This window comes from Pseudomonas sp. BJa3 (genome assembly GCF_026343815.1).
Lineage (GTDB): Bacteria > Pseudomonadota > Gammaproteobacteria > Pseudomonadales > Pseudomonadaceae > Aquipseudomonas > Aquipseudomonas soli.
Genome location: NZ_JAOXMC010000001.1, coordinates 227,592 through 246,251 on the forward strand (window position 1 = coordinate 227,592; position 18,660 = coordinate 246,251).

Consider the following 18,660-nt stretch of genomic DNA (forward strand, 5'->3'; position numbering starts at 1 on the left):
GCCCTCGCTTAAATTTCAGCGGCCAGTTTGTTAACCAGCTCCGCATGCGCGTTTTGATCGATTGTGGCGCCAAGGATCTTTTCAGCACCGCCAACAGCCAGGGCACCCACTTGGGCACGCAGGGCGTCTTTGACGCTGTTCAGTTCCTGTTCGATCTCGGCTTGAGCCTGAGCCTTCACACGGTCAGCTTCGACGCGAGCCTGTTCACGGGCTTCCTCGACAAGCTGAGCAGCGCGTTTCTTGCTTTGCTCAATGATTTCGGCTGCCTGTGCCTTCGCTTCACGCAGTTGCTGACCCGCTTTCTCTTGGGCCAGCTCCAGGTCGCGAGCTGCGCGGTTGGCAGCGTCCAAACCGTCGGCAATCTTCTTTTGGCGCTCTTGCAGGGCAGTGATGACCGGAGGCCATACGTACTTCATGCAGAAGAGTACAAAAATCAGAAAAGCAACGGATTGGCCAATCAGGGTTGCATTAATGTTCACGCCAACACCTCGCTCGGTCTTTGTCCATCACACCAATCAACTCGTAGGAACGAGTGATTAGCCGGCGATCTGACCAACGAAGGGGTTCGCGAAGGTGAAGAACAGAGCGATACCAACACCGATCATGGTTACGGCGTCGAGCAGACCGGCAACGATGAACATTTTGACCTGCAGCATCGGAACCATTTCTGGCTGGCGAGCAGCGCCTTCCAGGAACTTGCCGCCCAGCAGGCCGAAACCAATGGCGGTACCCAGAGCACCCAGGCCGATCAGCAGAGCAACAGCGATAGCGGTCAGACCAACTACAGTTTCCATCTTTCCTCCCGACTTTTACGTCGTATTGGTTAGGTTTTTAGTTTGAAGCGGTAAAACAAATCGTTTGGTACAGCATGCCCTTGCGGACTTTTTAAGCCCTCCCCCCAAACCGGCGGGGAAGGCTATCAGACACGCCAGGCGGTCTTAATGGTTATCTTCGTGAGCCATCGACAGGTAGACGATGGTCAGCATCATGAAGATGAAAGCTTGCAGGGTGATGATCAGGATGTGGAACACAGCCCACGCCCACTGCAGCACCACACCCAGGCCGCTGAGCCAGAGGATGCCGGCGCCGAACATCACCGCGATCAGGATGAACACCAGCTCGCCGGCGTACATGTTGCCGAACAGACGCAGCGCCAGCGAGATCGGCTTGGCGATCAGGGTGACGAACTCGAGCAGGAAGTTCACCGGGATCAGCAGGATCTGCACGAAGATGTTCTTGCTGCCGAACGGGTGCAGGGTGAGCTCGCCGATGAAGCCGCCGATGCCCTTGACCTTGATGCTGTAGAAGATGATCAGCGCGAACACGCTCAGGGCCATGCCCAGGGTGGCGTTCGGGTCGGTGGTCGACACCGCGCGGAACGGAATGTGCGGATCACCGGAGATCAGGATGGCCAGTTGAGGAATCCAGTCGACCGGTACCAGGTCGATGGCGTTCATCAGGAATACCCAGACGAAGATGGTCAGCGCCAGCGGGGCGATCACCGGGCTGCGGCCGTGGAAGGAATCCTTCACGCTGCCGTGGACGAAGTCCACCAGCACTTCTACGAAGTTCTGCAAGGCGCCAGGCTGGCCGGAAGTGGCCTTTTTAGCCGCCATGCGGAAGATGAACAGGAAGATCAGACCCAGCGCAACGGACCAGCCCAGGGTGTCCAGGTGGAACGCCCAGAAGCCCATTGCCTTGGCTTCTGCAGCCGAATGGGCCAAGCCCCAGCTGCCGTCTGGTAGTTGACCGTAGGTCAGGTTCTGCAAGTGGTGCTGGATATAGCCCGAAGCGGTTTCTGCTGCCATGGTTGCCTCAAACGCCCTAAGGTCTCGAAAGTCTTTTATTCATCAGCAGGGGCGCGAACCAGCTGACCAAAAGGGTCAGCACGAAGACGCCGAATACTGCCAACGGCGCCAATGGCTTCACTCCTGCGAAGGTCAGTGCAAACAACACTGCCGTCAAAATCATCTTGCCTGCCTCGCCCGCGTAAAACGACTTGACGATGGCCTGCGCCGCCCGGGCTCCGCTGAAGCGAAAAGCCTTCCAGGCGAAATACACATTGGGCAGCCAGGCAATCAAACCTCCGCAAAGGCCTGAATATCCACTGACTACCCCTTTCCACTGCCACAACACCAGCGTTGCCAGCAGCAGTACGACAAATTGAGCCAGCAGTACCGGAAAAACCGCCCAGCGATGGAAAGGCAGGCGGTTTGGCGTGCGGATTTCCATCACAACTGCTCCTCGAAAGTCGACCGCCTCGTCAACAATGACTTGGCATAATTTGTGCCGACAAAATGCGCGCAGAGTATAGGGGTGGATTAACCCCTATTCAACTCTTGGGTAGTGATTTCCGACTGCGCGCTACAACAGGAATTGTTTCAGCGGATGTGAGCAAGCACGCCTTGCAACTCGTCAAGGGAGTTGTAGCGAATAACCAACTGGCCTTTGCCCTTGTTGCCATGGCGAATTTGTACCGCCGAGCCCAGGCGCTCTGCCAGACGCTGTTCAAGACGCGTGATATCCGGATCAGGTTTGCTCGCCTCGACCGGCTCAGGTTTGCCACTGAGCCACTGACGCACCAGTGCCTCGGTCTGGCGCACGGTGAGGCCGCGTGCGACAACATGACGCGCCCCTTCTTCCTGTCGATCTTCCTCGAGGCCGAGCAAGGCGCGGGCGTGGCCCATCTCCAGGTCGCCATGGGCGAGCATGGTCTTGATCGCCTCGGGCAGCGAGATCAGGCGCAACAGGTTGGCCACGGTGACCCGCGACTTGCCGACGGCATCAGCCACCTGCTGCTGGGTCAGTTCGAACTCCTGCTGCAGACGCTGCAGGGCGAGCGCCTCTTCCAGCGGGTTGAGGTCCTCGCGCTGGATGTTCTCGATCAGCGCCATGGCAATGGCGGCTTCGTCGGGTACTTCGCGGACCATGGCCGGAACGGTATCCAGGCCAGCCTGCTGGGTGGCGCGCCAGCGGCGCTCACCGGCGATGATCTCGTAGCGGTTGTCACCGATCGGGCGAACCACGATCGGCTGCATGACGCCATGGGTGCGGATCGAGTGCGCCAGTTCTTCCAGCGCCTCGGGATCCATGTCGCGACGCGGCTGGTACTTGCCGCGCTGGATCAGCTCGACCGGCAGGTGTTGCAGTTCCTTCTGGTCGATCTTGACAGCCTGCGCTTCGAGCGCGCTGACGGAAGGACCACTGAGCAGTGCATCCAACCCACGTCCGAGACCGCGTTTCTTGATGGCCATGCGGATTCCTTAAGTTGTTTGTGCAATGCGTGATGGACGGCGTTGACGACGAACCAGTTCCCCGGCCAACGCCAGGTAGGCCAGCGCGCCACGGGATTGCTTGTCGTAGGCCAGTGCCGGCATGCCGAAGCTCGGCGCCTCCGCCAGGCGGATGTTGCGCGGGATCACCGTATCGTACAGCTGCTCGCCAAAGTGTTCCTTGAGCTGCGCCGAAACATCGTTGTTCAGGCTCAGGCGCGGGTCGTACATGGTCCGCAACAGGCCTTCGATCTTCAGCTCCGGATTCAACCGGGCGGCGATGCGCTTGATGTTATCCACAAGGTCGCTCAACCCTTCCAGCGCGTAGTACTCGCACTGCATGGGGATGATCACGCCATCGGAGGCGACCAGCGCATTGAGCGTCAGCATCGACAGCGACGGCGGGCAGTCGATGAGGATGTAGTCGTAGTTCTCGCGGATCGGCGCCAACGCGTTGCGCAGGCGGCTCTCCTTCATCTGCATTTCCAGCAGGACCACTTCGGCGGCGGTCAGGTCGCGGTTGGCCGGCAACAGCTGGTAACCACCGTGCTCGGAGTAGTGCATGGCCTGGGCCAGGTCGCATTCCCCGATCAGCAGGTCGTACACCGAATGCTCGAGCTCGTGCTTATCCACACCGCTGCCCATGGTCGCGTTGCCCTGTGGATCGAGGTCGATCAGCAGCACGCGACGCTTGGTCGCGGCCAGCGATGCGGCGAGATTGATGCAGGTGGTGGTCTTGCCCACACCACCCTTCTGGTTCGCGATTGCGAATACCTTAGCCATTGTTGCTCGTGTTCCCAGTCATGCCTTGCGGCGCAGTATCAGCAGATGGCGCTGGCCCTGGCAACCTGGAACGGTCAGGGCCTGCTCGCTTTCCACTGTGAAGTCTGCGGGCAATGCTACCAGTTCATCGGCAGGATGCAGCCCCTTCATTGCAAGCCATTGCGTGCGGCTGTCACCCAGGTGGCGGGTCCAGTTGGTGAAATTCTCCATGCTGCTGAAGGCCCGGGAGACGATCCCGCAGAACGGCTGCTCAGGCTGGACCTCTTCCACCCGGCTGTGGATAACCCTGAGGTTGTCCAGTTTCAGCTCCATCTTCACCTGGGTGAGGAAGCGCGTCTTCTTGCCGTTGCTGTCGAGCACCGTCACCTGCTTGTGCGGGTGCAGGATGGCCAGCGGAATGCCCGGCATGCCGCCGCCGCTGCCGACATCCAGCCAACGCTGGGTGTCGTTGTGGATAAACGGCATGACGCTGAGGCTGTCGAGCAAATGACGCGAGACCATCTCGTCGGGGTCGCGCACGGCGGTCAGGTTGTAGGCCTTGTTCCATTTGATCAACAGGGCCAGGTAGCCCAGCAGCAGTTCGTGCTGCTGCGCGGTCAGCTCGACACCAAGCTGGCGCGCACCTGTGGACAACTCTTCGGCATGTTGCGGGGTGACCGGGGAACTCAAGCGCTTTGCTCCAATTCGCGGCCTGCGCCGCGTTTTTTCAAGTGAATCAGCAACAGGGAAATCGCCGCCGGGGTGACGCCGGGAATACGCGAAGCCTGGCCCAGGGTCTCTGGCCGGGTGTCGCCGAGCTTGCCCTGGATCTCCTTGGACAGCCCGGAAATGGTCGTGTAGTCGATATCCACAGGCAGACGTGTGTCTTCACTGGCGCGCAGGCGGGCAATTTCTTCCTGCTGGCGGTCGATGTAGCCGGCGTACTTGGTCCTGATCTCGACCTGTTCGGCGACCTGTGGATCGATATTCTCGCCACCGGTTGCCTCGATCAGGCCAGCGTAGTCGATTTCAGGGCGGGCAAGCAGGTTGAGCAGGCTGTACTCATGCGCCAATGGCGTGCCGAACTTATCCACAATGGCCTGGCCTTGCGGCGTGTTCGGGCGCACCCATGTGCTCTTCAGGCGCTGCTCTTCACGCTCGATGCCTTCGCGCTTGGCGCTGAACGCCGCCCAGCGCTCATCGTCGATCAAGCCGAGTTCGCGGCCTTTCTCGGTCAGGCGCAGGTCGGCGTTGTCTTCGCGCAGGATCAGCCGGTACTCGGCTCGCGAAGTGAACATGCGGTACGGCTCTTGGGTGCCGAGGGTGATCAGGTCGTCGACCAGCACGCCGATGTACGCCTCGTCGCGGCGCGGGCACCAGCTTTCACGGCCCTGGGCGCGCAGAGCCGCGTTGGTCCCGGCCAGCAGGCCTTGGGCACCGGCTTCTTCGTAGCCGGTGGTGCCGTTGATCTGGCCTGCGAAGAACAGGCCGCCGATGACCTTGGTCTCGAGACTGTACTTCAGGTCGCGCGGATCGAAGTAGTCGTACTCGATGGCATAGCCCGGGCGCACGATGTGCGCGTTCTCCATGCCGCGGATCGAGCGGACGATCTCGAGCTGCACGTCGAACGGCAACGATGTGGAAATGCCGTTGGGATACAGCTCATGGGTGGTCAGGCCTTCCGGCTCGATGAACACCTGGTGGCTTTCCTTGTCGGCGAAGCGGTGGATCTTGTCCTCGATCGACGGGCAATAACGCGGGCCGATGCCTTCGATCACCCCCGAATACATCGGCGAACGGTCGAGGTTCGAGGCAATGATCTCGTGGGTGCGGGCGTTGGTGTGGGTAATCCAGCAGCTCACCTGGCGCGGATGCATGTCGGCATTGCCCATGAACGACATTACCGGGATCGGCGTATCGCCCGGTTGCTCGGTCATCACCGAGAAGTCCACCGAACGGCCATCGATGCGCGGCGGGGTACCGGTTTTCAACCGGCCGACACGCAGCGGCAATTCACGCATGCGGTTGGCCAGGGCATTGGCGGGCGGATCGCCGGCGCGGCCACCGGAATAGTTCTGCAAACCGATGTGGATAAGTCCACCGAGGAAAGTCCCGCTGGTCAGTACCACGGAGTCGGCGAAGAACCGCAGGCCCATTTGGGTAACCACGCCCTTGACCTGGTCCTGCTCGACGATCAGGTCATCGCACGACTGCTGGAATATCCACAGGTTGGGCTGGTTTTCCAGGATTTGACGTACCACGGCCTTGTAGATGGCGCGGTCCGCCTGTGCACGGGTGGCGCGTACCGCCGGGCCTTTGCGGTTGTTCAGAACGCGGAACTGGATGCCGCTCTTGTCGGTGGCCAGTGCCATCGCGCCGCCGAGCGCATCGATTTCCTTGACCAGGTGGCTCTTGCCAATGCCACCGATGGCCGGGTTGCAGCTCATGTGACCGAGGGTTTCCACGTTATGAGTCAGCAGCAGGGTTTTCACACCCATGCGTGCGGACGCAAGCGCAGCCTCGGTACCGGCATGGCCGCCGCCGATGACGATCACTTCAAAACGGGAAGGGAAATCCACCACGCACCTCGTGCCTGTTTTTGCGAATAGAGAAGGTAAGCGGACAAGTATAGGGACTTCCCACCCACCAAAGAAACCTTCTGAGCAAAATTTGACCAGGCTGTGGATGAGTGGCAGGTAAAAGAAAACAAAGAGGAAAAATTTAAAAAAGCTTTGTTTTTATGTTTATGTTTAGGCACCCAACTGTCTGTGCATAAGTCCATACAGCCCATGTATTCCAATGTGTACAGAGAATCATAACCCTGTGTCCAGGTAGGCCTGGGGGCTCTGGATACCGCTGTTTAACCTGTGGATGAATCGTGCTGTTATCCACAGGCAGGTTTGTCCTCAGAAAAAAAGCCTGGTTATCAACGGAGCTGAGGCTAAGTTTTCCACAGAGCTTAGCCAGGCGTTCGGAACGCTGTTGATGAAATATTTTCCGCAGCGCTTGTCGTCCGTGGTCGATGGCCTGCTTGCAATGACCCGTACCCACGCGAATCGCAGGCAAAAAAAAGCCGCTCCAGAGAGCGGCTTTGTTGCGAATCGAACCCTGTGGGATCACTTGCCAATGCAGAAGCTGGAGAAGATCCGCCCCAGCAGGTCATCCGAACTGAACGCTCCGGTAATTTCACCCAGCACTTGCTGTGCCTGGCGCAGATCCTCTGCCAGCAGCTCACCGGCACCGGCGAGGGTCAGCTGCGCACGGCCATGCTCGAGGTGGGCACTGGCCTGGCGTAGCGCCTCCAGGTGCCGGCGACGAGCGCTGAAGCTGCTTTCGGCGGTTTGTTCATAGCCCATGCAAGCCTTGAGATGCTCACGCAGCAGATCCAGGCCCATGTCGTTGTCCCGGGCGCTGAGGGTGATGGTGACGTGCCCATCGTCGCTTTGCTCCAGGCCTACGACCTCACCACTGAGGTCCGCCTTGTTGCGAATTAGGGTGACCTTGGCCACGTCGGGGCGCTGATCGAGAAACTCTGGCCACAAGGCAAACGGATCACTGGCTTCCGGTGCCGTCGAATCGACTACCAGGAGCACACGGTCGGCCTCGCCGATGGCCTTGAGCGCCCGTTCCACACCGATCTTTTCCACATGGTCATCGGTGTCGCGCAAGCCTGCGGTGTCGACCACATGCAGGGGCATGCCGTCGATGTGGATATGTTCGCGAAGGATATCCCGGGTGGTGCCGGCGATATCGGTGACGATTGCCGCTTCACGCCCGGCCAACTGGTTGAGCAGGCTCGACTTGCCGGCGTTCGGCCGGCCTGCGATAACCACGGTCATGCCGTCGCGAAGCAATGCGCCTTGCCCTGCTTCGCGCTGAACTGTGGATAACGTGTCACGTACTTCATCGAGCATGCGCAGCACATGGCCATCGGCAAGAAAATCGATCTCTTCCTCTGGGAAGTCGATGGCGGCTTCGACATAGATGCGCAGGGCGATCAGAGCTTCGGTAAGGCCATGCACACGCTTGGAGAATGCCCCTTGCAGGGAACGCAGGGCATTGCGCGCAGCCTGTGTGGAGCTGGCTTCGATCAGGTCGGCGATTGCCTCGGCCTGGGCCAGGTCGAGCTTGTCGTTGAGGAACGCTCGCTCGCTGAATTCGCCTGGACGTGCCAGCCGGCAACCGAGCTGCAGGCAACGTTGCAGCAGCATGTCCATGACTACCGGACCGCCATGGCCCTGCAGCTCCAGCACATCTTCGCCGGTGAACGAGTTTGGCCCGGGGAAGAACAGCGCGATCCCTTCATCCAGCACCAGGCCATCGTCATCGCGGAACGGGCCGTAATGGGCATGCCGCGGGGTCAGCGTATTGCGCCCGGTGATGACTTGCCCGGCCTGGCGGGCCAGCGGGCCGGACAATCTGACGATGCCTACCCCGCCACGGCCCTGGGCGGTGGCGATGGCGGCAATGGTTTCACGCACTGTGTTCATGCTCGAACCTCTACAACGAATACGACAGATAGCAAAAACGCCCCAGGGGGGCGTTTTTGTTCACAGGCTAGCGTAGCAGCCCGTCAAGCGGCTGCGTTCTTGGTCGCAGCCTCGATACGGCGAGTGATGTACCACTGCTGTCCGATCGACAGGCAGTTGTTCACAACCCAGTACAGCACCAGACCAGCCGGGAACCACAGGAAGAAGAAGGTGAAGATGATCGGCATCATTTTCATTACCTTCGCCTGCATCGGATCGGGCGGGGTCGGGTTCAGGCGCTGCTGGATGAACATGGTGGCGCCCATGATGATCGGCAGGATGAAGAACGGATCCTTGATCGACAGGTCGGTGATCCACAGCATCCACGGGGCCTGGCGCATCTCGACGCTTTCCAGAAGTACCCAGTACAGGGCCAGGAACACCGGCATCTGCACCAGGATCGGCAGGCAGCCGCCCAGCGGGTTGATCTTCTCTTTCTTGTACAGCTCCATCATCGCCTGGGACATCTTCTGGCGATCATCACCGAAGCGTTCCTTCAGCTGGGCCAGTTTTGGCGCCACGGCACGCATGCGCGCCATCGAACGGTAGCTGGCGGCCGACAGCGGGAAGAAAAGGCCCTTGATCAACATGGTCAGGACGATGATCGACCAGCCCCAGTTGCCCAGCAAGCTGTGGATATGTTGCAGCAGCCAGAAGATCGGCTGGGCGATGAACCACAGGAAGCCGTAGTCGACGGTCAGTTCCAGGCCTGGGGACAACTCTTTGAGCTTGGACTGGATCTTCGGGCCGGCATACAGCATGGCGCTGGTTTCGACCTTGCCGCCGGCAGGGACGTTAAGCGCCGGGCCGGTATAGCCGATGATGTAGTTGCCCTGGCTGTCCTTGCGGGTCTGGACGGCGTTGTTGTCCGAGTGGGTCGGGATCCAGGCGGTCACGAAGTAGTGCTGCAGCCAGGCGACCCAGCCGCCGGTCACATTTTCTTTCAAACTACCTTTGTCGATGTCTTTCATCGACACTTTCTTGTACGGCTCGGAAGCTGTCCACAGGGCCGCGCCCAGGTAGGTGGCGGTACCGGTGGCGGTGCTCGACGACGGGTCGGAGCTGGCGTCACGCTTGAGCTGGGCAAACATGTTGCCGGTCCAGGCCTGGCTGCTCTGGTTGTCGATCAGGTAGCTGACAGTCAGGTCATACTCACCGCGCTTGAAGCTGAAGCGCTTGATGTAGTTGACGCCGTTCTCGCTGAACTTCAGGTCGACCGACAGTTGGTCCTGGCCGTCGGCCAGCTGGAAGCTCTTCTGCTCTGCGGCGTACAGCGGACGACCCGTGGAACGGGCGTCCGGACCGTTGGCGCCGGTCAGGCCGCTCTGGGCCAGATACACACGTTCGCCACCGTTATCGAACAGCTGGAACGGAATATCCGGATGATCCTGGCGACGAGGGTACTTCGGCAGGGTCAGTTGGACGATGTCACCACCGACCGGGTCGATAGCCAGGTCCAGGACGTCGGTCTTGATCCGGATCAGGTCCTTGCTGAGCGCCACTGGCGCCAGTTCGGCTGGGCTGGATTCAGCATTGGCGCTCGGCACATCGGCACTTGCACCGGAGTTGCCGGCCGGCACGGTGTCCGGCAGGGCCGGGGCAGCATTGCTGGCAGCAGCATTCTGAGTCGGCAGGGCAGCCTGGCCGTAGTCCTGGTTCCACTTGAGGACCATGACATAGGACACGATTGCCAGGGCGACGATCAGGATCGTGCGTTTAATATCCATGATTACTCGGCTATCGAAGAAGTTCGGGAGGAAGGAGCAGGTGGAACGGGATCGAAACCGCCGTCGTTCCACGGATGACAACGCCCCAGGCGACGAACGGCCAGCCACCCACCACGCAAGAGGCCATGGTTTTCAATGGCTTCATAGGCGTAACAGGAACAGCTGGGATAGAAACGACAGTGACTGGCCATCAGTGGACTGATGGCGTAACGGTAAAACTGGATCGGAACGAGGGCCAGTTTACGCATTGTGACTGTCTACCCCTGCGGAATTGGCGACCGCTGGAGAGGGCCGACTGCGGACCAGTCGCTTCCAGAGCTTGCCAAAGTGTTGGTGCAATTCTGGGTTTTCCACTTCGCCCAACCCCTTGCGCGCGACGATCACGATGTCCAGGCCAGCCAACAGCTGCTGGTTCAGGCGAAACGAATCGCGCATCAGGCGTTTCAGGCGATTGCGTTGAACGGCGAGCTTGACGCTCTTCTTGCCGATCACCAGGCCTAGGCGCGGATGATCGAGGCCGTTCTCGCGGGCAAGGATAAGCAGGTTTTTCCCTGGAACCTTGCCGGTTGGGGAGTCGAAGACCGCTTTGAAATGCCGGGGTGTAAGCAGTCGCTTTTCCCGACTGAAGTCCTGACTCACCACCTGTGCCGAAAAATCAAATTGCCAGACGCTTACGGCCTTTGGCACGGCGACGCGACAGAACGGCACGGCCGTTCTTGGTAGCCATACGGGCACGGAAACCGTGGGTGCGGGCGCGCTTGATGGTGCTTGGTTGGAAAGTACGTTTCATGGCGTGTTACCTGGGTTGGTCGACAACGGGCCGGAAGGGCCCCCTTTTTAAGAGATCGGCGATTCTAGAGAAAGCAAGGCAATAGGTCAATTTCCAACCAGCCATTCCTTATGGAAGGTCGAATCAGGGTAGATCGAATCTCCCTCGAATGATGACCGTTTGCCCGCGTGGACAAAACGCAGGCAAACAGAAAAAACAAAGAGGCATATAAAAAGCTTTTTTGAAGAACTTATAGATCTTAGCTGGACAACGTTCTGTGGATAAGCCATTCAAGGCCACGTTTTACAGGCTGTACAGAGCTTCACAACCTTGTCGGTAAAGGGTGCTCTGTCTGTGCGGGCCATGAGGACAACCTGTGGGCTGAATGGGTGTTTATCCACAGGGCTTTTATCCACAGAGCTCAGCCCGGGGTTGTGCATAGCCCACAGGTGTCGTTATCCACAGGGCTTATCAACACCGCTTGAGTGATGTAAGCGTCAGTTTTTGGCGGTTTTACCGTGATCGCGGTCGCCACCACGTGTGGATAACTGACCGTCTGCCCGGTACAATGGCGGTTTGTTTTGCCTCATCCGGCTTTCAACTCAGGGGATATCCGTGTCAGTGGAACTTTGGCAGCAGTGCGTGGAGCTTCTGCGCGATGAACTGCCTGCCCAGCAATTCAACACCTGGATCCGTCCGCTACAGGTCGAAGCCGAAGGCGACGAGTTGCGCGTCTATGCGCCCAACCGCTTCGTGCTTGATTGGGTCAACGAGAAGTACCTTGGCCGCCTGCTCGAACTGCTGGGTGAACAGGGCAGCGGCATTGCCCCTGCGCTTTCCTTGTTGATAGGTAGCCGTCGCAGCTCCGCGGCGCGTGCTGCCCCCAACGCACCTGTCAGCGCTGCCGTTGCCGCGACCCTTGCTCAACAGAGCCAAGTGCAGCCTCCGGTGGCGGCGGTCCAGCATACGAATGCCCCTGTGGTCGAGCTGGCGGAGGTTGCCGAGGTCGAGGAGCCATCGAGTCGTGATAGCTTCGACAGCATGAGCGACACCATCACGCCGCCGAAGGCCGGTGGGCGCACCGAGCAGCGCACGGTTCAGGTCGAAGGTGCGTTGAAGCACACCAGTTACCTGAATCGAACCTTTACCTTCGAGACTTTCGTCGAGGGTAAATCCAACCAACTGGCCCGCGCCGCGGCTTGGCAGGTCGCCGACAACCCAAAGCATGGCTACAATCCGCTCTTCCTTTATGGCGGCGTAGGTCTGGGTAAGACTCACTTGATGCACGCTGTGGGTAACCACCTGCTGAAGAAGAACCCGAATGCCAAGGTGGTCTACCTGCATTCCGAGCGCTTTGTGGCCGATATGGTCAAGGCGCTGCAGTTGAACGCCATCAATGAGTTCAAGCGTTTCTACCGCTCGGTCGACGCGCTTCTCATCGATGACATTCAGTTCTTTGCCCGCAAGGAGCGCTCCCAGGAGGAGTTTTTCCACACCTTCAATGCCCTGCTTGAAGGCGGCCAGCAGGTGATCCTCACCAGTGACCGCTACCCGAAGGAAATCGAAGGCCTGGAGGAGCGACTGAAGTCGCGCTTTGGTTGGGGTCTGACGGTCGCCGTCGAGCCGCCAGAGCTGGAAACTCGTGTTGCGATCCTGATGAAGAAAGCCGACCAGGCCAAGGTCGAGTTACCACACGATGCTGCCTTCTTCATCGCCCAGCGCATTCGCTCCAACGTGCGTGAACTGGAAGGTGCACTGAAACGAGTGATTGCCCACTCGCACTTCATGGGCCGCGATATCACCATCGAGCTGATTCGCGAGTCGCTCAAGGACTTGTTGGCCCTACAGGACAAACTGGTCAGTGTGGATAACATCCAGCGCACGGTGGCCGAGTACTACAAGATCAAGATTTCGGATCTGCTGTCCAAGCGTCGCTCGCGCTCGGTGGCGCGGCCTCGGCAGGTGGCGATGGCGTTGTCGAAAGAGTTGACCAACCACAGTCTGCCGGAGATTGGCGATATGTTTGGCGGCCGTGACCACACCACCGTCCTGCACGCTTGCCGGAAGATCAACGAATTGAAGGAATCCGACGCGGATATCCGCGAGGACTACAAGAACCTGCTGCGTACGCTGACGACTTGATGACCGTCGTCTGCGCAGCTATTTGAAGGCAAGGGACTAGACCATGCATTTCACCATTCAACGCGAAGCCCTGTTGAAACCTCTGCAACTGGTCGCAGGCGTCGTCGAGCGCCGCCAGACCTTGCCGGTTCTGTCCAACGTCCTGCTGGTCGTGCAAGGCCAGCAGCTGTCGTTGACCGGTACCGACCTGGAAGTCGAACTGGTTGGCCGCGTCCAGCTGGAAGAACCGGCTGAACCGGGCGAGATCACCGTCCCAGCGCGCAAGCTGATGGACATCTGCAAAAGCCTACCCAGCGATGTGCTGATCGACATCAAGGTCGACGAGCAGAAGTTGCTGGTCAAGGCCGGGCGCAGCCGTTTCACCCTTTCCACCTTGCCTGCCAATGATTTCCCGACTGTGGAAGAAGGGCCGGGCTCGCTGACCTGCCAGCTTGAGCAGAGCAAATTGCGCCGCCTGATCGAGCGCACCAGCTTCGCCATGGCCCAACAGGACGTGCGCTACTACCTCAACGGCATGCTGCTGGAAGTATCCCCCGGCACCTTGCGTGCCGTGGCCACCGATGGCCATCGCCTGGCGCTGTGTGCCATGCAGGCACCGATCGACCAAGCTGATCGTCATCAGGTCATCGTGCCGCGCAAAGGTATCCTGGAGCTGGCGCGCCTGCTGACAGACCCAGAAGGCATGGTCAGCATCGTTCTGGGCCAGCACCACATCCGTGCCACCACCGGTGAATTCACTTTCACCTCCAAGCTGGTGGACGGCAAGTTCCCGGACTACGAGCGCGTTCTGCCTAAAGGTGGCGACAAGCTGGTGGTCGGTGATCGTCAGGCACTGCGCGAAGCGTTCAGCCGCACCGCGATCCTGTCCAACGAGAAATACCGCGGCATCCGCCTGCAACTGGCCGCTGGTCAGCTGAAGATCCAGGCCAATAACCCGGAACAGGAAGAGGCGGAAGAAGAGATCAGCGTTGACTACAGCGGCAGCTCGTTGGAGATCGGTTTCAACGTCAGCTACCTGCTGGACGTGCTGGGTGTCATGACTACAGAGCAGGTGCGCCTGATTCTGTCGGACTCCAACAGCAGCGCCCTGTTGCAGGAAGCCGGCAATGACGACTCGTCCTACGTTGTCATGCCGATGCGTCTGTAACCCGTAGCAGGCGACATGTCCCTTCGACGTCTCTCGGTCACCGCGGTGCGCAACCTGCACCCGGTGACCCTCTCACCCTCCCCTCGCATCAACATCCTTTACGGCGCCAACGGCAGCGGCAAGACTAGCGTGCTCGAAGCTGTGCACCTGCTCGGTCTTGCGCGCTCGTTCCGCAGCACCCGGTTAAACCCGGTGATCCAGTACGATCAGCCGACCTGCACGGTGTTCGGCCAGGTCGAATTGGCTGAGGGCGGTATGAGCAACCTTGGTGTGTCGCGGGAGCGCCAGGGGGATTTCACCATTCGCATCGATGGACAGAACGCGCGCAGCGCCGCGCAACTGGCAGAGATGCTGCCGTTGCAGTTGATCAATCCGGACAGTTTCCGGCTGCTCGAAGGTGCTCCTAAAGTGCGTCGGCAGTTCCTCGATTGGGGCGTGTTCCACGTGGAACCCCGCTTCATGGCTACCTGGCAGCGCCTGCAGAAGGCCCTGCGGCAGCGGAACTCATGGCTGCGGCATGGTACACTGGACGCCGTTTCGCAAGCCGCCTGGGATCGAGAGTTATGTCTCGCCAGTGCGGAGATAGATGAATACCGTCGCAACTATATCAAGGCCTTGAAGCCTGTCTTCGAGCAGACCCTGAGCGAACTGGTCGAACTGGACGGGCTGACCCTGAGCTATTACCGAGGCTGGGACAAGGACCGGGAACTCAATGAAGTTCTCGCCGCCTCCCTCCTTCGTGATCAGCAGATGGGCCACACCCAGGCCGGGCCACAGCGTGCTGATCTGCGCCTTCGATTGGGCGCGAACAATGCGGCCGACATTCTTTCGCGTGGGCAGCAGAAGTTGGTGGTCTGCGCCCTGCGCATTGCACAGGGGCACCTGGTTAGCCAGGTTCGTCGCGGTCAGTGTATTTATCTGGTGGATGACTTGCCGTCCGAGCTGGACGAGCAGCATCGCCGCGCCCTGTGCCGCTTGCTTGAAGAATTGAACTGCCAGGTGTTCATCACCTGTGTAGACCACGAATTTCTGAGGGAAGGCTGGCAAACGGAAACGCCAGTTGCCTTGTTCCACGTGGAACAAGGCCGTATCACCCAGACCCACGACCATCGGGAGTGAAGGCATGAGCGAAAATCAAACGTACGACTCCTCCAGCATCAAAGTGCTGAAAGGGCTGGATGCCGTACGCAAACGTCCCGGCATGTACATTGGCGACACCGATGACGGCAGCGGCCTGCACCACATGGTATTCGAGGTGGTCGACAACTCGATCGACGAAGCCCTGGCCGGACATTGCGATGACATCACCGTCATCATTCACCCGGACGAATCTATCAGCGTCCGTGACAACGGCCGTGGTATTCCGGTCGATGTGCATAAAGAAGAAGGCGTTTCTGCAGCCGAGGTCATCATGACCGTGCTGCACGCCGGCGGTAAGTTCGACGATAACTCCTACAAGGTGTCCGGCGGTCTGCACGGTGTAGGTGTATCGGTTGTGAATGCCCTGTCGGAACAGCTAGTGCTCACCGTTCGTCGTAGCGGCAAGATCTGGGAACAGACCTACGTCCATGGCGTGCCCCAAGCGCCGATGGCGGTCGTGGGTGACAGCGAAACCACCGGTACCCACATTCACTTCAAGCCTTCGGCTGAAACTTTCAAGAACATCCACTTCAGCTGGGACATCCTCGCCAAGCGTATCCGCGAGCTGTCGTTCCTGAACTCCGGCGTCGGTATCCTGTTGAAGGATGAGCGCAGCGGCAAGGAAGAGTTCTTCAAGTACGAGGGTGGCCTGCGTGCATTTGTTGAGTACCTGAATACCAACAAGACTCCGGTCAACTCCCAGGTATTCCACTTCAATGTCCAGCGTGAAGATGGCGTGGGCGTTGAGATTGCCCTGCAGTGGAACGACAGCTTCAACGAAAACCTGCTGTGCTTCACCAACAACATTCCCCAGCGCGATGGTGGTACCCACCTGGTCGGCTTCCGTTCCTCGCTTACCCGTAGCCTGAACAGCTATATCGAGCAGGAAGGCCTGGCGAAAAAGAACAAGGTTGCCACCACCGGTGACGACGCCCGTGAAGGCTTGACTGCGATCATTTCGGTCAAGGTGCCGGATCCGAAGTTCAGCTCGCAGACCAAGGACAAGCTGGTTTCCTCGGAGGTGAAGACCGCCGTGGAACAGGAGATGAACAAATACTTCGCCGACTTCCTGTTGGAGAACCCCAACGAAGCCAAGGCCGTAGTCGGCAAGATGATCGATGCCGCACGTGCCCGTGAAGCGGCGCGTAAAGCGCGCGAGATGACTCGTCGCAAAGGCGCCCTGGATATCGCTGGCCTGCCAGGTAAACTGGCCGACTGCCAGGAGAAGGACCCTGCCCTTTCCGAACTGTACCTGGTGGAGGGTGACTCCGCGGGTGGCTCGGCCAAGCAAGGCCGCAACCGTCGCACCCAGGCTATCTTGCCGCTGAAGGGCAAGATCCTCAACGTCGAGAAAGCACGCTTCGACAAGATGATCTCCTCGCAGGAGGTCGGCACGTTGATCACCGCACTGGGCTGTGGCATCGGCCGCGAAGAGTACAACATCGACAAGTTGCGCTATCACAACATCATCATCATGACCGATGCTGACGTCGACGGTTCGCACATCCGTACCCTGCTGCTGACCTTCTTCTTCCGTCAGCTGCCGGAGCTGGTCGAGCGCGGCTACATCTACATCGCCCAGCCACCACTGTACAAGGTGAAGAAAGGCAAGCAGGAGCAGTACATCAAGGACGACGAGGCCATGGAAGAATACATGACCCAATCGGCCCTGGAAGATGCCAGCCTGCACCTGGATGAGGCAGCGCCAGCAGTATCTGGTGTCCAGCTACAAGCACTGGTAAACGAGTTCCGCGGAGTGATGAAAACGCTGAAGCGTCTGTCACGCCTGTATCCGGAAGAGCTGACCGAGAACTTCATCTACTTGCCTAAAGTTACTGTCGAGCAATTGGCTGACAAGGCGCAGATGGATGATTGGCTCAAAGCGTTCCAGCAGCGCCTGGACAACAGCCAGCGTTCTGGTTTGACCTACAAGGCTGCCTTGCACGAGGACAAGGAACGTAATATCTGGTTGCCGGTGGTGGAAACCACCTCTCACGGCTTGGCCAGCTACGTCACCTTCAACCGTGATTTCTTCGGTAGCAATGACTACCGCAGTGTCGTCGCCCTCGGCGAAAACCTCGGTACGTTGTTGGGCGAAGGTGCCTACGTTCAGCGCGGTGAGCGTCGCAAGGCGGTCACCGAGTTCAAGGAAGCCCTCGACTGGCTGATGAACGAGAGCACCAAGCGCCACACCATCCAGCGATATAAAGGGCTGGGTGAGATGAACCCGGACCAGCTGTGGGAAACCACCATGGACCCGACCGTGCGCCGCATGCTCAAGGTAACCATCGAGGACGCTATCGCCGCCGACCAACTGTTCAACACCCTTATGGGTGATGCGGTCGAGCCACGTCGCGACTTCATCGAAAGCAACGCGTTGTCGGTGTCCAACCTGGACTTCTGATTACTCAGGCGATACGCAATAGAAAAAGCCAATACGTAAGTATTGGCTTTTTTTTGCCCGTCTGATGGTGATCGACTGTTACGTCACGGCCCTACGGTTCTGTACAGGTAGCCTTTGTCCGGCACACAGACTCCGGTTTTCACAGGCTGGGGCGTCTTGACCGGACCATTGCCAGTCAGCTCGCTGACTGCGACTTTGCAAGAAGAGGACATGAAGCTTTCCTTTACTGTGATGTATCTGACCTCATAGTCCTTCCCTGCTTGTGGTACCAAGTAGACGGGTTTTGGGTAACACCAGGCCTTGCCCTGATCAGATACAGCGTGGAAACCCAAGCTCAGGACGATGGGTTTACCAGCCGGGATCACATGCTCGTTGTAACCTACCCGGTCGTTCTTCAGCTCTTCTGTCGTTGTCGAAGCAGGAACACCAATGGTGCGGTTGATGTAATCTTCTTCAACCATACCTAACAGATCAACCCTTCTCCAAAGCATGTACTGCTTGGTAGAGGTTCGATCTTTGAACGTTACAGTGAGCGGTGTACCTTCCTTGGTTTGGAGAGGGCGATACTGTTCACAGGTTGCATTGGCCTGATAGGACCCGGTGATCTCAGGAGACGTAAAGGCGCGAATGCGAGCCGTGGTAGCGGGGTCGTACTTGGCCGTCTCGGCCTCATTTCGAATGTTGGTTTTTTCGTAGAAGCTGCAGCCATGCAGGCCTGCTGCAACTAAGGTCAAACCGATGATCTTTTTCAACACTCTCTCCGTGACC

18 protein-coding genes are annotated in these 18,660 nt (G+C 59.0%); 4 read left to right on the plus strand and 14 right to left on the minus strand.

Annotated elements, in window-relative coordinates:
• Positions 1–8 precede the first annotated feature (8 nt).
• The 13 genes from OH705_RS01045 to rpmH form a co-directional block, all read right to left on the minus strand.
• Positions 9–479, minus strand: coding sequence for a F0F1 ATP synthase subunit B (locus OH705_RS01045; RefSeq protein WP_023383136.1), 471 nt, complete (start codon positions 477–479; stop codon positions 9–11).
• Between the two features lie 57 nt (positions 480–536).
• A complete protein-coding gene (gene atpE / locus OH705_RS01050) occupies positions 537–794 on the minus strand; it encodes a F0F1 ATP synthase subunit C (protein ID WP_003097235.1) in 258 nt (85 codons plus the stop codon).
• Between the two features lie 144 nt (positions 795–938).
• Entirely contained in the window at positions 939–1,808 is an 870-nt protein-coding gene (gene atpB, locus OH705_RS01055) for a F0F1 ATP synthase subunit A (RefSeq protein ID WP_023628560.1), read from the minus strand.
• A 16-nt stretch (positions 1,809–1,824) separates the two neighbouring features.
• Complete coding sequence (locus OH705_RS01060) at positions 1,825–2,232, minus strand: F0F1 ATP synthase subunit I (protein WP_011536507.1); 408 nt, start codon at positions 2,230–2,232, stop codon at positions 1,825–1,827.
• A 149-nt stretch (positions 2,233–2,381) separates the two neighbouring features.
• On the minus strand, positions 2,382–3,254 hold the full coding sequence (locus OH705_RS01065) for a ParB/RepB/Spo0J family partition protein (RefSeq protein ID WP_023628559.1): 873 nt from the start codon (positions 3,252–3,254) through the stop codon (positions 2,382–2,384).
• A 9-nt stretch (positions 3,255–3,263) separates the two neighbouring features.
• Complete coding sequence (locus OH705_RS01070) at positions 3,264–4,055, minus strand: ParA family protein (RefSeq protein WP_023628558.1); 792 nt, start codon at positions 4,053–4,055, stop codon at positions 3,264–3,266.
• 18 nt (positions 4,056–4,073) lie between these two features.
• Positions 4,074–4,724: a 16S rRNA (guanine(527)-N(7))-methyltransferase RsmG gene (gene rsmG, locus OH705_RS01075; protein WP_023628557.1), complete on the minus strand. Its 651-nt coding sequence runs from the start codon at positions 4,722–4,724 to the stop codon at positions 4,074–4,076.
• Positions 4,721–6,613 carry a tRNA uridine-5-carboxymethylaminomethyl(34) synthesis enzyme MnmG gene (mnmG, locus tag OH705_RS01080; RefSeq protein WP_267300629.1) on the minus strand — a complete coding sequence of 631 codons (1,893 nt, stop codon included), beginning with the start codon at positions 6,611–6,613 and terminating at the stop codon, positions 4,721–4,723. Before mnmG ends, rsmG begins: the two co-directional genes overlap by 4 nt.
• 537 nt (positions 6,614–7,150) lie before the next feature.
• The gene (gene mnmE / locus OH705_RS01085) at positions 7,151–8,524 is read right to left on the minus strand and encodes a tRNA uridine-5-carboxymethylaminomethyl(34) synthesis GTPase MnmE (protein WP_023628555.1); all 1,374 of its coding nucleotides are present in this window, start codon (positions 8,522–8,524) and stop codon (positions 7,151–7,153) included.
• Positions 8,525–8,607: 83 nt separating this feature from the next.
• The gene (yidC, locus tag OH705_RS01090) at positions 8,608–10,290 is read right to left on the minus strand and encodes a membrane protein insertase YidC (protein WP_038707083.1); all 1,683 of its coding nucleotides are present in this window, start codon (positions 10,288–10,290) and stop codon (positions 8,608–8,610) included.
• A gap of 2 nt (positions 10,291–10,292) precedes the next feature.
• Positions 10,293–10,538, minus strand: a complete 246-nt coding sequence (yidD, locus tag OH705_RS01095) for a membrane protein insertion efficiency factor YidD (RefSeq protein WP_011536514.1) — start codon at positions 10,536–10,538, stop codon at positions 10,293–10,295.
• Entirely contained in the window at positions 10,531–10,932 is a 402-nt protein-coding gene (gene rnpA, locus OH705_RS01100) for a ribonuclease P protein component (RefSeq protein ID WP_031314399.1), read from the minus strand. The genes yidD and rnpA overlap by 8 nt, the downstream gene beginning before the upstream one ends.
• A 13-nt stretch (positions 10,933–10,945) precedes the next feature.
• Positions 10,946–11,080, minus strand: a complete 135-nt coding sequence (rpmH, locus tag OH705_RS01105; protein ID WP_003253163.1) for a 50S ribosomal protein L34 — start codon at positions 11,078–11,080, stop codon at positions 10,946–10,948.
• A gap of 594 nt (positions 11,081–11,674) precedes the next feature.
• Between rpmH and dnaA the strand changes: the two genes are divergently transcribed.
• Genes dnaA through gyrB form a run of 4 tightly spaced genes read left to right on the plus strand, consistent with a single transcriptional unit; the run spans position 11,675 to position 17,892 of the window.
• Positions 11,675–13,201 carry a chromosomal replication initiator protein DnaA gene (gene dnaA, locus OH705_RS01110; RefSeq protein ID WP_023628553.1) on the plus strand — a complete coding sequence of 509 codons (1,527 nt, stop codon included), beginning with the start codon at positions 11,675–11,677 and terminating at the stop codon, positions 13,199–13,201.
• A 43-nt stretch (positions 13,202–13,244) separates the two neighbouring features.
• Positions 13,245–14,348 (plus strand): DNA polymerase III subunit beta, encoded by a 1,104-nt coding sequence (gene dnaN, locus OH705_RS01115; protein WP_038707084.1) that lies wholly within the window; start codon positions 13,245–13,247, stop codon positions 14,346–14,348.
• A gap of 15 nt (positions 14,349–14,363) precedes the next feature.
• Positions 14,364–15,467: a DNA replication/repair protein RecF gene (gene recF, locus OH705_RS01120; protein WP_094010826.1), complete on the plus strand. Its 1,104-nt coding sequence runs from the start codon at positions 14,364–14,366 to the stop codon at positions 15,465–15,467.
• Positions 15,468–15,471: 4 nt separating this feature from the next.
• On the plus strand, positions 15,472–17,892 hold the full coding sequence (gyrB, locus tag OH705_RS01125) for a DNA topoisomerase (ATP-hydrolyzing) subunit B (protein WP_023628552.1): 2,421 nt from the start codon (positions 15,472–15,474) through the stop codon (positions 17,890–17,892).
• Positions 17,893–17,975: 83 nt separating this feature from the next.
• Here gyrB and OH705_RS01130 read toward each other — a convergent pair whose 3' ends face one another.
• A complete protein-coding gene (locus OH705_RS01130) occupies positions 17,976–18,644 on the minus strand; it encodes a hypothetical protein (protein ID WP_146229499.1) in 669 nt (222 codons plus the stop codon).
• Positions 18,645–18,660: the final 16 nt, after the last annotated feature.